The organism is Nocardia sp. CA-107356, from assembly GCF_050946365.1.
Classification (GTDB): Bacteria; Actinomycetota; Actinomycetes; order Mycobacteriales; family Mycobacteriaceae; genus Nocardia.
The window spans coordinates 3,476,659-3,488,340 of sequence record NZ_CP191992.1; the positions used below are offsets into that span (position 1 = coordinate 3,476,659).

General features: G+C 65.9%; 14 protein-coding genes. 8 read left to right on the forward strand and 6 right to left on the reverse strand.

Features of this window, described 5'->3' with window-relative positions:
- Positions 1-7: 7 nt before the first annotated feature.
- Both ACQP1G_RS15595 and ACQP1G_RS15600 read right to left on the reverse strand, forming a co-directional pair.
- Positions 8-793, reverse strand: a complete 786-nt coding sequence (locus ACQP1G_RS15595; protein WP_433204233.1) for an alpha/beta fold hydrolase — start codon at positions 791-793, stop codon at positions 8-10.
- A 13-nt stretch (positions 794-806) separates the two neighbouring features.
- Positions 807-1,238 (reverse strand): type II toxin-antitoxin system Rv0910 family toxin, encoded by a 432-nt coding sequence (locus ACQP1G_RS15600; protein WP_433204236.1) that lies wholly within the window; start codon positions 1,236-1,238, stop codon positions 807-809.
- Between the two features lie 463 nt (positions 1,239-1,701).
- Here ACQP1G_RS15600 and ACQP1G_RS15605 point away from each other — a divergent pair, with 463 nt between their 5' ends.
- The 5 genes from ACQP1G_RS15605 to ACQP1G_RS15625 are packed head-to-tail and all read left to right on the forward strand — an operon-like array spanning position 1,702 to position 5,737.
- Entirely contained in the window at positions 1,702-3,129 is a 1,428-nt protein-coding gene (locus tag ACQP1G_RS15605; RefSeq protein ID WP_433204239.1) for a sensor histidine kinase, read from the forward strand.
- Positions 3,129-3,557 carry a roadblock/LC7 domain-containing protein gene (locus ACQP1G_RS15610; RefSeq protein WP_433204242.1) on the forward strand — a complete coding sequence of 143 codons (429 nt, stop codon included), beginning with the start codon at positions 3,129-3,131 and terminating at the stop codon, positions 3,555-3,557. The genes ACQP1G_RS15605 and ACQP1G_RS15610 overlap by 1 nt, the downstream gene beginning before the upstream one ends.
- A complete protein-coding gene (locus tag ACQP1G_RS15615; RefSeq protein WP_354951071.1) occupies positions 3,554-3,904 on the forward strand; it encodes a DUF742 domain-containing protein in 351 nt (116 codons plus the stop codon). The genes ACQP1G_RS15610 and ACQP1G_RS15615 overlap by 4 nt, the downstream gene beginning before the upstream one ends.
- Positions 3,879-4,484 carry a GTP-binding protein gene (locus ACQP1G_RS15620; protein WP_433204245.1) on the forward strand — a complete coding sequence of 202 codons (606 nt, stop codon included), beginning with the start codon at positions 3,879-3,881 and terminating at the stop codon, positions 4,482-4,484. The genes ACQP1G_RS15615 and ACQP1G_RS15620 overlap by 26 nt, the downstream gene beginning before the upstream one ends.
- An 8-nt stretch (positions 4,485-4,492) precedes the next feature.
- Positions 4,493-5,737 (forward strand): cytochrome P450, encoded by a 1,245-nt coding sequence (locus ACQP1G_RS15625; RefSeq protein ID WP_433204248.1) that lies wholly within the window; start codon positions 4,493-4,495, stop codon positions 5,735-5,737.
- A 200-nt stretch (positions 5,738-5,937) separates the two neighbouring features.
- Here the strand turns inward: ACQP1G_RS15625 and ACQP1G_RS15630 are convergent, their stop codons facing one another.
- The 3 genes from ACQP1G_RS15630 to ACQP1G_RS15640 form a co-directional block, all read right to left on the reverse strand.
- A complete protein-coding gene (locus tag ACQP1G_RS15630) occupies positions 5,938-6,885 on the reverse strand; it encodes a hypothetical protein (protein WP_433204251.1) in 948 nt (315 codons plus the stop codon).
- A 70-nt stretch (positions 6,886-6,955) separates the two neighbouring features.
- Complete coding sequence (locus ACQP1G_RS15635) at positions 6,956-7,582, reverse strand: LysE family translocator (protein WP_433204254.1); 627 nt, start codon at positions 7,580-7,582, stop codon at positions 6,956-6,958.
- Positions 7,583-7,669: 87 nt separating this feature from the next.
- Complete coding sequence (locus tag ACQP1G_RS15640; protein ID WP_433204257.1) at positions 7,670-8,425, reverse strand: TetR family transcriptional regulator; 756 nt, start codon at positions 8,423-8,425, stop codon at positions 7,670-7,672.
- A gap of 90 nt (positions 8,426-8,515) precedes the next feature.
- On the opposite strand from ACQP1G_RS15640, the gene ACQP1G_RS15645 reads away from it, so the two are divergent.
- Together ACQP1G_RS15645 and ACQP1G_RS15650 are read left to right on the forward strand one after the other, a co-directional pair.
- Positions 8,516-9,742: an FAD-dependent monooxygenase gene (locus tag ACQP1G_RS15645; RefSeq protein WP_433204260.1), complete on the forward strand. Its 1,227-nt coding sequence runs from the start codon at positions 8,516-8,518 to the stop codon at positions 9,740-9,742.
- A 23-nt stretch (positions 9,743-9,765) separates the two neighbouring features.
- The gene (locus ACQP1G_RS15650) at positions 9,766-10,173 is read left to right on the forward strand and encodes a VOC family protein (RefSeq protein WP_433204263.1); all 408 of its coding nucleotides are present in this window, start codon (positions 9,766-9,768) and stop codon (positions 10,171-10,173) included.
- A gap of 26 nt (positions 10,174-10,199) precedes the next feature.
- On the opposite strand, the gene ACQP1G_RS15655 is transcribed toward ACQP1G_RS15650, so the two are convergent.
- Positions 10,200-11,051, reverse strand: coding sequence for an alpha/beta fold hydrolase (locus tag ACQP1G_RS15655; RefSeq protein WP_433204266.1), 852 nt, complete (start codon positions 11,049-11,051; stop codon positions 10,200-10,202).
- 231 nt (positions 11,052-11,282) lie between these two features.
- On the opposite strand from ACQP1G_RS15655, the gene ACQP1G_RS15660 reads away from it, so the two are divergent.
- Positions 11,283-11,681, forward strand: a complete 399-nt coding sequence (locus tag ACQP1G_RS15660; RefSeq protein ID WP_433204269.1) for a hypothetical protein — start codon at positions 11,283-11,285, stop codon at positions 11,679-11,681.
- The last annotated feature ends 1 nt before the right edge of the window (position 11,682 follow it).

Genomic DNA, 11,682 nt, shown 5'->3' on the forward strand with positions numbered 1-11,682 from the left:
CTCGGAGCTAACGATGGGGCGCGTGCAGAAACTTCAGGACGAGCGGACCTGCGGTGTCGCGGAATTCGTCGAAATAGGCGTGCCGTGCGCCCGGGATCAACTCGAGCCGCGCATCTGGGATGCGCTCGGCCAGCAGCGGCGCATTCGCCGCGGGATTGAACCGGTCGTCGGTCCCGTGTACGACCAGTGTGGGAACCGCGATATCCGGCAGCACATCCCATGCGTCGTGCTTATTGCTCGCGTAGAGGTGTCTGCGTTTGGCGTAGGCGGGCATGGTCGGATCGCCGAGGGTATTGAACGGGCCGGATGTGCCGGCCAGATACGCCGGGGTGTACATCAGTTCCAGCAGCGCCTGCCGCGCCGCCGTTGGATCGGGCTGGGCCAGCGACTCGCGGACCTGCGGGCCACGTTCCACCGCGTGCCGACTACCTGGCGAGGTGCAGCCGAGCACCAGCGCGTGCACCCGATCCGGGAATCGCGCGGCCAGCCACTGCGCGACCCGCCCACCCATGGACGTGCCGTACACGGCCGCGCTTTCGATACCGAGATCGTCGAGCACCGCGATGGCATCCTCGGCGAATCCCAGGGTGCTGTAGGGGATATCCGGCTTATCGCTGTCGCCGGTGCCGCGATAGTCCAGCGAGACCGTGCGATGCGCGGTCTCGAAGTCCGCGCGGATCGCGTCCCACCAGTGATGGTTGTTCGCCTGTCCGCCGAGCAATAGCAGCGGCGAGCCGGCACCCGCGCTCTGATACGCGATCCGCGCGCCATCCGTGGCCTTGGCATACGGCACGGTCCGGCTCCCTTCAGCCGTAGAGTGCGACGAATCGCTGCAGCGAGCGCTCGATATCACCCTTCAGTGCACGGGCGACGCCGGAACCGATCGGACCGAACAGCGGCGCGCCGCCCAGGTCGATATCGACGGTGACCTCCGAGCCCGTGCCCTTCGGGTCGACGAGCAGTTCGAGCTTGAATTTGGTGCCGCCCTTTCCGGTGCCGGTCAATGCGAGTCGCCGCGGCGGTTCGGCGGCTTCGACGGTCCAGGTCACCCGATTGCGCAACCCCTTGACCGAGGCGACGCCGATAAGCTGCGTGCCGACGGTGAGTTCGGCGGGCACCTCGTTGCGCCACGCCTCGTGCATGGTGAGCCATTTGTCGAGCTCGTTCAAATTGGAGGTATGCGACCAGGCCTCCTGCGGGGCGATCGGCACGTCGACGGACACCTTCAGCTTTGCCATTCGCGCATGGTATCCGGTACCCGCGGTTCCCATACGTGGGTACCGCGCGGCATCGGTGATAGCCTCCGGCTACCGGACCGTCGGCGTGGCGCACCGCGCGGGCGAAATTTGTGCAGGCCAAGTGATCCGGGTGGGCGGCATACGAAATACCTGGGGGCGCTGGCGGTTCGAGGAATCGGAATGTGGTTTTCGGATCGAGAGAGACTTCGCTGCGATGCTGCTACTGTGGGCGGGTCGTCGGGTGCCGGGCGGGTCGGCTCGGCTCGATCCGTTGGGTTGGTGATTCTTCGAATCGCTTGCCCTGCGGGCACTCTGGGTTGGTTCTGGTGCGCATGCGGTCCTTGCCGCAGGGGCGCCGGTCCACCGACGTGGCTGCATTCGACGAGTGTTATTCCTGGTCGGCGTCGCGAGGAAGGCGAAAGAACGCGCTGTGACACCGGCTGTCGCAACGACGAGAGAGCTGATGAATCAAGATATCGCCGTGGTGCTTTCATGGATCCTCGCCCCCGCTCTCATCATTGCCGTGGCGGCGGCGGTGTATATAGCGCAATACGCGAAACAACAACGGACCCGAGCCGACACCCTCAGTAGAGAGAGCCGAGCGCACGAGGAGATCCTCGAGCACTTCGCCGGACAGACACTTCCAGCGATGTCCGAGGCGGTGCGCCGCTTCGAGGCCCCGGTGTCGGCGATCGAGGTGCCCAAGGGCCTGGAGAATGCGCGCTTCGCCCAGTGCCTGCAGTGGATCTCCGAGCGCTTCGCCGACGATCTACGGGTCGTGCAGTCCGAGACGCACGAGCAGACCGTCCACGAGGCCGAGGAGAAGGCTCAGCAGGTGGTCGCGACCACCCAGGACGCCACCCGCTCCGAGGTCGAGTCCGCCTCCCGAGCGGCGACCAGTGCTGCGGTGCGCTCCTTCGGTACCTCCGTGGTCAGTCTGGGCGCCGATGTCAGTCAGGTGGTGAGCGCCGCGCTGCGCGAGCACCGCGACGACGAGGTCTACGCCACCCTCACCCGCATCGACCACACCGTGCAGCAGATGCTGCGGCAGGCCCAGTCGTATGTGATCGTCTGTGGTGGTCTGCCCGGTCGACGCTGGCCCGCGCAGTCGCTCACCGATGTCGTCGGTGGTGCGATCGGCCGTGTTCGCGACTACCTGCGGGTGCGCCCGACGCAACTGGACCGGATCGTCATCAGCCGGGCGGTGGAGCCGCTGGTGCACACCCTGGCCACCCTGCTCGACAACGCGCTGCGCTACTCCCCGCCAACGTCTTTCGTGGACGTGAGCTTCCAGGAGGGCCACCACGGCGTCACCGTCATCATCGACGACGCCGGTGTGCGGATGAACGCCGAGCAGATGGAGGAGGCCAGGCAGGTGCTCGCCAACGAGCGCCCGATCGACATCCATCAGCTCGGCCCGTCGCCGCGCGTCGGCTTCCCGGGCATCGCGGCACTGGCACGGCGCTACGGGTTCACCGTCTACATCGACGGACCGAACATCTACGGCGGTATGCGGGCGATGGTCTACATCCCCGAGGCGCTGCTCGTCACCGTGGCCAGGACCGCCGAACCGGCCGCACCCGCCGTCGCCCCCGCGCCCGCCCCGGCCGCGAGTGCCGAGGAGAAGCCCTTCGAACTGTCCCCGGTTCCGGTCTTGGCCGGGGTGAGCGAACAACCCGCCGAGAACGAGGAATTCGCTGTGCACGAGATCACCAGTGGCGGCCTACCCAAGCGTCGCCGGAGAGCAGTGGCATCGGTTCCGGCCACCAATACGGGCACCGAATCCGAAGCGGGACAGGCTCGTCCCGAGATCGCCTCCGCATGGCAGACGGGTTCCAAGAGCGGCCGTGAGGCTGCTGCCTCCGATAACCCCGAAGGGATGTCCTCCTGATGAGCACACCGGTGACCGACAGCAGCAATCGGCTGGGTTGGCTACTCGAGGATCTCAGCAATGTGCCCGGCGTTCGGTTCGCGGTACTGCTGTCCGATGACGGGCTGCGCATCGCGCACTCCGACGGTGTCATCAAGGACGACGCCGAGCGCTTCGCTGCGGCCGCTTCGGGTCTGCGCTCGCTGGGTAAGGCGCTCGGTGAGTTCTGCGGCGGTATCGAAAACGGTGTGCGGCAGAACATGACCGAGTACGACCAGGGCATGATCCTCATCACCGCCGCGGGGGATGGTGCGCTGCTCGGTGTTTCGACCACAGCCGAAACCGATATCGGTCTGGTCGCGCACCGCATGAACGAACTGGCCGGGCGGGTCGGGCACGAGTTAGGCGCCCAGCCGCGCGGAAGGGTTGAGGGCGGCTTGAAGTCATGACCAGGTCCCGGCGAGACCCCGACCTGGTCCGGGCCTATGTGCGCACCGGGGGACGAATCCGTCCCAGCCGTGAGCTGGACCTGGTCACCCTGGTCGTCGCCGCCAAGGACCCGGCACCTGGCGCGACCCCCGACGCGCGCCAGGTGCTGAACCTCTGCAGCCGCCGCAGTGCACTATCCATCGCCGAAATCGCCGCCTATCTCGACTTGCCGCCGTCCGTAGTGAAGATCGTCGTCGCCGATCTTCTGGACAGCGAACATCTCGCCACCCCAACCCCGGCCGAAACCATGCCGGAGATCACCTTGCTCGAGGAGGTACTCAATGGGCTCCGTGCTCTCCCGGCCTGATCGCACTGTCGACTATGTGCCGGAGACCGTGACTCGGTCGGTCAAGCTCTTGGTGGCAGGCAATTTCGGTGTCGGCAAGACGACGTTCGTGAACAGCGTCTCCGAGATCAGGCCGCTGCGCACCGAAGAAACGATCACCGAGGCCAGTGTCGGTGTCGACGATATGGCCGGATTGCCCGGCAAATCGCAGACCACCGTGGCCATGGATTTCGGGCGCATCACGCTGAATCCCACACTCGCGCTATACCTGTTCGGCACCCCCGGACAGCGGCGCTTCGTCCCGCTCTGGGAGGAGTTGGCCCGCGGTGCGCTGGGCGCGCTGGTCCTGGTGGACACGCGGCGCATCGAGAAGGCCGACGAGGTGCTCTCGGTGTTGGAGGAGCGCGGTGTGGCGTATTCGGTGGCGGTCAACCAGTTCGAGGGTGCCCAGCGCTATCCGCTCGAAGAGATTCGCGACGCCCTGGATCTCGCGCCGGATACCCCGCTGACCTCTCTCGACGCGCGGGAGCGCAGCACCTGCCTTCGCTCGCTGATCACGCTCGTCGAATTCCTGTTCCATCGGCAGGAGTCTCGGAGATAGCCACGCCAGTGGACACTGCTCGAGCCCGGTCTTGCCCGGTCGCGCTGGGCTCGCCGATCGATAGCGACGGCCCGCGCGTGGCGCTCTACGCCGAGGAGTACGCCGCCGATCCGCACCATGCGTACCGTGAAATGCGCCGCCAGTACGGATCCCTGGTGCCGGTGGATTTGTCGCCCGGAGTGCCGGCCACTTTGGTGATCGGCTACCACACCGCTGTGCGAATCCTCAACGATCCGGACCACTTTCCGGCCGATCCACGTACCTGGCAGCAGAACATTCCCGGCGAATGCCCGGTGCTGCCGATGCTGGAATGGCGGCCGAATGCGCTGCGCAGTGTGGGGTCGGAGCATCTGCGATACCGCCGGGCGAATGCCTCGAGCCTCGCCGAGATCGATTTGCACGCACTGCATGCCGTCGTCGAGCAGGCCGCGATTCCACTGATCAATGCCTTCTGCGGCGACGGTGCGGCAGATCTGATCAGCCAGTACGCATTTCCGCTCACCTTCGGGGTGCTCAATGTGATGCTCGGCTGTCCAGCGGAGATCAGCCAGCAGGTCGCCAGCGGGATGGCGGCGATCTTCGAGGGTGTGAACGCCGATAAGGGCAACGCCATGCTCGCCAGCGCGCTGTTCGATCTCGTCACGCTCAAGCGCAGCGTTCCCGGCGACGACATCACTTCGCGGCTGATCGCGCATCCGGCCGTGCTCACGGACGAGGAGATGATCCACCAACTCGTCACCGTCTACGGCGCGGGCCTCGAACCGCAGCAGAATCTGATCGCCAATACGCTGCTGCTGATGATGACCGACGACCGGTTCGCGGGCAGCGTGCACGGCGGCAGCCTGTCGACGCGGGACGCGCTCGATGAGGTGCTGTTCATCGACCCGCCGATGGCGAACTACTGCGTCTCCTACCCCAAACAGCCGATTCTGATCGACGGTGTCTGGCTACCTGCGCATCAGCCGGTCATCGTCAGCATGTCCGGATGCAATAACGATCCCGCCCTCGGGGTGAACGAATTCGGGCCCAACCGTTCGCATCTGGCGTGGAGCGTGGGACCACACGCCTGCCCAGCGCGGTCGGTCGCCTATCTCGTTGTCCAGGACGCCATCGACCAACTGCTCGACGCACTTCCCGAAATGCGTTTGGCGACAAAGCGGGAAGCGCTCGCCTGGCGGCCGGGTCCGTTCCACCGGGCCCTGGTATCCCTACCCGTTACCTTTCCCCCATCCCCTCCGCTGGCCGTGCTGTAAGGAGTCGCTCGTCATCAGCGCCGGGTACGAGACCACGGTCAACCGGCTCGACCAGATGACCTTCGCGCTGCTGACCAATCCGGAGCAGCGCGCCGAAGTGGGGCGAGGACCGCTGATACGAAAGTCCACCGTGATAGCGCCGATCGTGGCGTAGCTGCCGGTACTCCGGTCACGCGTGGGCGTAGCTGCCGGTACTCCGGTCACGCCAAATCGTCGAGGCGGCCCTGCTTTCGGGCCTGAGCGAGTCCTCGGCGGGCCATCAAGCCGTTGGCCAGCAACAGCAGTGTCTTGTTCGGGGGCGCGATGAAACCGGATCGGGTGTGCGGGGCGTAGGTCGAGTCGGTGCCGTTGACTTCGATCCAGCCGGTGTGCTGGCGACATTGGAGTCCGACGAGTTTCGGGCGATAGGAATGGGCGAGCAGGCCCGCGCGGCGGCCGCCCTGGGCGACTCCCGCAGGGACCGTGAGCTGCACCCCCGCGGAACTCGAGTCGCCGACCCGCACGGGGACCACGGCCGGATAGCCGTCGGACTGTCGATAGGCGAGCAGACAATGCGGCAGTTCCGCGGCGCGCGCCGCGGCCTTGGCGCTGTCCACGCGCGGGCCGGTGCCTTTCGCGGGCGGCTTCTGGGAGTCCGCGGTGTCGGGCAACGGTTCGCCGTATACCTCGGGTTCGCCGGTCGCGTCCAGGTTCGGCCACGCGATGATCCGGGTTATCGCAACCGTAACCAGCACCCGGTCGGTGTAATACGCGCTGAGCCAGCGATCCCAGAATCGTCCGCGCTGCGGTGCGCCGAGATACTGCGTCGCCTGCTCACCGATGCGATCGAGGGCAGCCTGATCGGGCTCCGCGTCGAAGGTCGCCACACCTTGCACCACGACGAAGCGCTGATTGGCCGGATCGCCCAACCCGTGCTCACGCGTGTGATACGCCAGCGCGACCTTCGGCTCCCGCTTGATCCGCTCCAGCTTGCGACCGAACCCGAGTGAGGTCGTGAACCCGACCGTCCCCAACTCCCGATCCCGCAATCCGATCGGCGATACCGCGGTCACCACCGCCCCACCCGCCGGAGTGATGTAGGCCAATCCAGCGGTGAGGTCACCGACCAGGACATGATCGACTTCATCCGGCCACGTAATAACTGCCATGGCCGCAGACTAGTCGCCCGATCCGGGCATTATGTGCGTTATGCGCAACTGATCCAGCGGACGGAGCGATTCAGTTGCCCTGCACCGCGATTCGGATCCCGAGGGCGACCATGAATGTGCCCATCGTAGCGTCGATGGCGCGGCGGACGCGTTGGCGATTGAGCACGTGGCGTAATGCGCCGACGCCGACGGCGAGAAGGGTGAACCAGGCCAGGCAGACGGTTGTCGTGACGACACCCAATTCGAGGGTGTCGATGGTGCTGGGCTGGGCGGGCAGAAACTGCGGCAGCAAGGCGAGGAAGAAGACCGCTACCTTGGGGTTCAACAGATTGCACAGCAGGCCCTGGCGGAATGCGTGCACAGTGCCATGCGATTTCAGCTCCGGAATCTGGACCGGGTAGTTACCGCGCCTCGCGGCCAAGAGCGCCCGCAGTCCGAGTACGGCCAGATATCCCGCACCGATGAGCTTCAGCACGGTGAATGTCACCGCGGATGCGGCCAGCAATCCCGCGACGCCGATCGCGGTCACCACCGACCACACGAATACCCCCAATGCGATCCCGATCGCACTGGCGACCCCCGCACGCCGTCCGGACACTGCGGCATTGCGCGTCACGATGACAAAGTCCGGTCCCGGCGACATGGCCCCCACCAGCATTACCCCGCTGAGCGCGAGCACCTGCGCAGTCGACATCATCGTGTCAGTCTAGGAAACCCGCGGTGCGGACAGCGCGCCGAGTACGCGCGGGCGATGCTCGGCCACTGATCCGTCTCGAAATTATTCTCATAATGAGTTCGCCTGCTTGCCCAAGTGCCGGTAGAGCGTGGCGCGGGAGACCTCGAATTCGGCCGCGATCTCGTCGATGGAGTAGCGGCCGGAATCGCGCATGTGGCGGGCGGATTCGGTCATCTCGGCGGTCATCGCGCCGGGGCGACCGCGGCGGATGGGTCGGTCGGGCGCGTCCGGGGCCGGTCGCGGTCGGTGGACGGCGTCGGGTCCGGTGGCCGCAGCGCCGAGTAGTCGCCGGGCGCCGTCGAGAACGGCCTCGCGGAGTTCATCGGTCGGTTGGTCGGCGAAGATGACAACGGGATCGCTGAGTGCCGCGTAGACCTGCGCGGCACGCACCCGGGTGGTGAAATCGGCGCGCGGCCCGGCGATCAGGTTCTGTGCGGACAATGCAAAATCCCGCAGTCGCGCGAAGGTCGCTTCATCAGCGGACAACGCCTGGTCCTGCATCTGCATCCGCAGTAGTTGACCATGTGCGAGCCACAGGTCGAGCAGCCCTGCCACCACTGCCCAGCATCGCGCCCGTGCGTCGTGCTCGTGGGCCGCCGCTTCGAGCACTGCCTCGCTGTCGACCAGCAAGGGTTCCACCAGCGCGGCGACGATATCGCTCTTACTCGGGAAGTGATACAGCACTGCCGTTTTCGTCAGCCCGACCCGTTCGGCGATCTCGCGCACGGAGACCGCGTGGTACCCGCGCTCGGCGAACAGGTCGAGCGCGGTGTGCAGGATGCGGGCACGCGAATCGTCGGGCATGGCGACCGATCCTACCCCTTGACTGACCGTTGGTCAGTGCTCTACCGTCACTGACCAACGGTCAGTCGATTTCGAGACAGGGAGTGGACAGTGCGGAACGAGCGGATTTTGATCTCCGGTGCGAGCATCGCCGGACAGGCGCTGGCGTATTGGCTTGTGCGACACGGTTTCCGGCCGACAATTGTCGAGCGGGCCGCCGGCCTGCGGCTCGGCGGCCAGGGCGTGGACGTGCGAGATCAGGCGATCGAGGTGGCCGAGCGCATGGGCATCATGTCGCAGATCCGGTCGGCCGCCGCCGACGTCACCGGTATGCAATTCGTGAACGCCACCGGCGATCCCATTGCCGGAGTGGACATGCAGAAGATCAAGGACAAGTACGCCAGCGCCGAGGTGGAGATCATGCGCGGTGATCTCGTCCGGATCCTGCACGACAGCAACACCGGCGTGGAATACCTTTTCGGTGAGTCGATTGCGGCCCTCGATCGGGATGACGACGGTGTCACCGTCACCTTCGAACGCGGCCCGCAACGGCGGTTCGACCTGGTGGTCGGCGCGGACGGCCTGCATTCGACCGTCCGGCGGCTGGCCTTCGGCCCGGAACGGGATTTCGTCCGCCACCTGAACCACTACTTCGCCTTCGGCGATGCCGATGCGGCCCTTGGACCCGACCGCAGGGTCACCGTCTACAACACCCCAGGTGCGATGGCCGGAATCTACCGCTCCGGAAATCACGCACAGGCCAAGGCCTACTTCGTATTCCGGAGCCCACTGCTCGACCTCGACCCGCGTGATGCGGCGGCGGCCCGCGCGGTGCTGAGCGACCGGTTCGGCAATGAATCCGCCTGGAACGTGCCAGCACTGCTCGACGGCGCCCTCGCCGATCCGGAGTTGTATTTCGACTCGCTCGGCCAGGTCCATATGCAGTCCTGGTCGACCGATCGCATCGCCCTCGTCGGTGATGCCGCCTACTGTGCTTCCCCCGCGTCCGGAGCCGGTGCCGAACTGGCTCTCGTCGGCGCATATCGGCTCGCCGGTGCCCTCGCCGCCGCGAACGGCGATCACCGCCAAGGCTTTCGCGGCTACGAGCAGAGCCATCGCGCGCTGGTCGACCGCAAACAGCAGGTCGGACCGAATCTTCGACTCCTGGTCCCCAGAACCCGGCTGGGCATGGCGATTCGAAATGCCATCACCCGGCTCTCCGTGCTGGAATCCATGGCAGGCATGGAACGCATCATGGCGCCGAGCACAAATGAACTTCTGCCGGACTACCCACGGACACAGACCTTTTCGCGCAGTACCACAGGCTGCTCCCGGTAGGGACGGGCGTATGGTGCCGAAGTATGGGGTTCTCAGTCGAGCGGTTCGACCACATTGTCATCAACTGTGCCGACGTCGAGGCGACCGCGGCCTGGTACGCGAAAGTCCTCGGCATGCGGGTGGAGAAATTCGGCCCCACGGGTCGGACCGCGCTGTTCTTCGGCAATCAGAAGATCAACCTGCGACCGGTCGGCGCCCTCGCGCTCGACCCGAATTGGGTGACGGCTCGCACGGAGGCGACGGGTTCGCAGGATCTGTGCTTCATCACCCGGGCAGCGCCGCAGCAGGTGCGAGATCATTTGGTGGACTGCGGAGTCGAGATCACCAGCGGTCCGGTCACCAAGTCCGGTGCGCTCGGTGACATGATCTCGCACTACTGCCGCGACCTGGATGGCAACCTGGTGGAGATCGCGGTCTATCCGGGGGACTGATCGAACGGGGGAGTCCCGACCACCAATCAGCGGCGCAGGAATTCCAGGGTGGCGCGTTCGAAGGCCGCCTTGGCCTCGATCATGACCCAGTGCCCGCTCTTCGGGAACACGTGCAGTTCCGCATCGGGGATCACCCGCATCGGTACGAGCGCCATATCCGGCGGGCTGACGCGGTCGTCCAGACCCCAGGTCAGCAGCGTCGGGCACTGCACCTTGTGCAGCATCGACCAGTACGGCGGAGTATTCGAGTTCGCCAGGAATTTCTGCTGCATCGCCCAGGCCATCGAGCTGTACATCATCGCGGCGGTCTTCTGGGTGTCCGGATGCTGTGAGGCCTCCCAGCGTTCCTCGATGATGTCGTCGGTGATCACCGCGGGGTCGTAGACCATGCTCCGCAACCAGCGCAGCAGCTTGTCCCGATCGGGTTTATCGGCGAATTCCTGCAGCAGCCGAATCCCTTCGCTCGGGCTGGAGCTGAAGATATTCGGGCCGATACCGCCGATGGTGACCAGCTTGTCGACCCGCTGCGGATGCTGGATCGCCAGGTTGGCCGCGACGACGCCACCCATCGAGTTGCCGATCATGGCCGCCGATTCGATGCCGAGTCCGTCCATGAACCGCAGCACCGCCGAGCCCGCGGTGAGCACGGGATGCCCGTCCACCGCATCGCTTACGCCGAAGCCGGGAAATTCGAGAATGTAGCAGTGGAAGTGCTCGGCGAAGACCGCGAGGTTCCCCCGATAGTTGCGCCACCCGTTGACGCCGATTCCGGACCCGTGCAGCAGCAACAGCGGCGGCCCATCGCCCGCCTCGTGATAGCGCAGCACACCCTGATCGGTGGCGAGCTCCCGTTTCGTGCCTTCATATGTCACGTCCATACGATCACGTTAGAACACGTTCTAACTCTCGCAAAGCGCGGGAGAATGCAGCGCGAAAGCCAGTGGATCTCGACTCGGATTCGGCGGGCCCGCATGTTATCCGGCCGCGCGCTATGGGTACAAGATTGCGAAACGCTGGGCGATTTACGCATCGAGACGGCCCGGTGGGGCGACGATCGATGCCTCCCCGCTGGCAACTCGGACCCGGCACCGCACGACGAGGACCGAATCATGAGCTACTGCAAGATCACGATCGCCACGCTGCTCGGCGCCGCGACCGTCACGCTGACCGGTCTCGCGCCGAACGCGAGTGCCGCGGTCACGCGGATGGGCGTCATGCCGGATTCGAACTACGGCCCGGCGACCAACTATGGCACCGACTGTGCGGCCACCGCTGAGGCCTATGTCGACAATGCGGACGAGCCGGTGTCGTTCTACGACAACGGTGTGCTGCTCGGTGTGGTCCGCCCGCTCGGCGGCATCGCCCTGTTCAGCTGGTACCCGCAGGCCACCGGCCCGCATACGCTGAGCGCCGTCCAGGCCCCGGACGTCACGCCCATCGCGACCGTGAACGTCCGGGTCGGCACCGGCGTGCCCGTCGGCTTCGCCTGCCTCGTCTTCGGCGACTGAG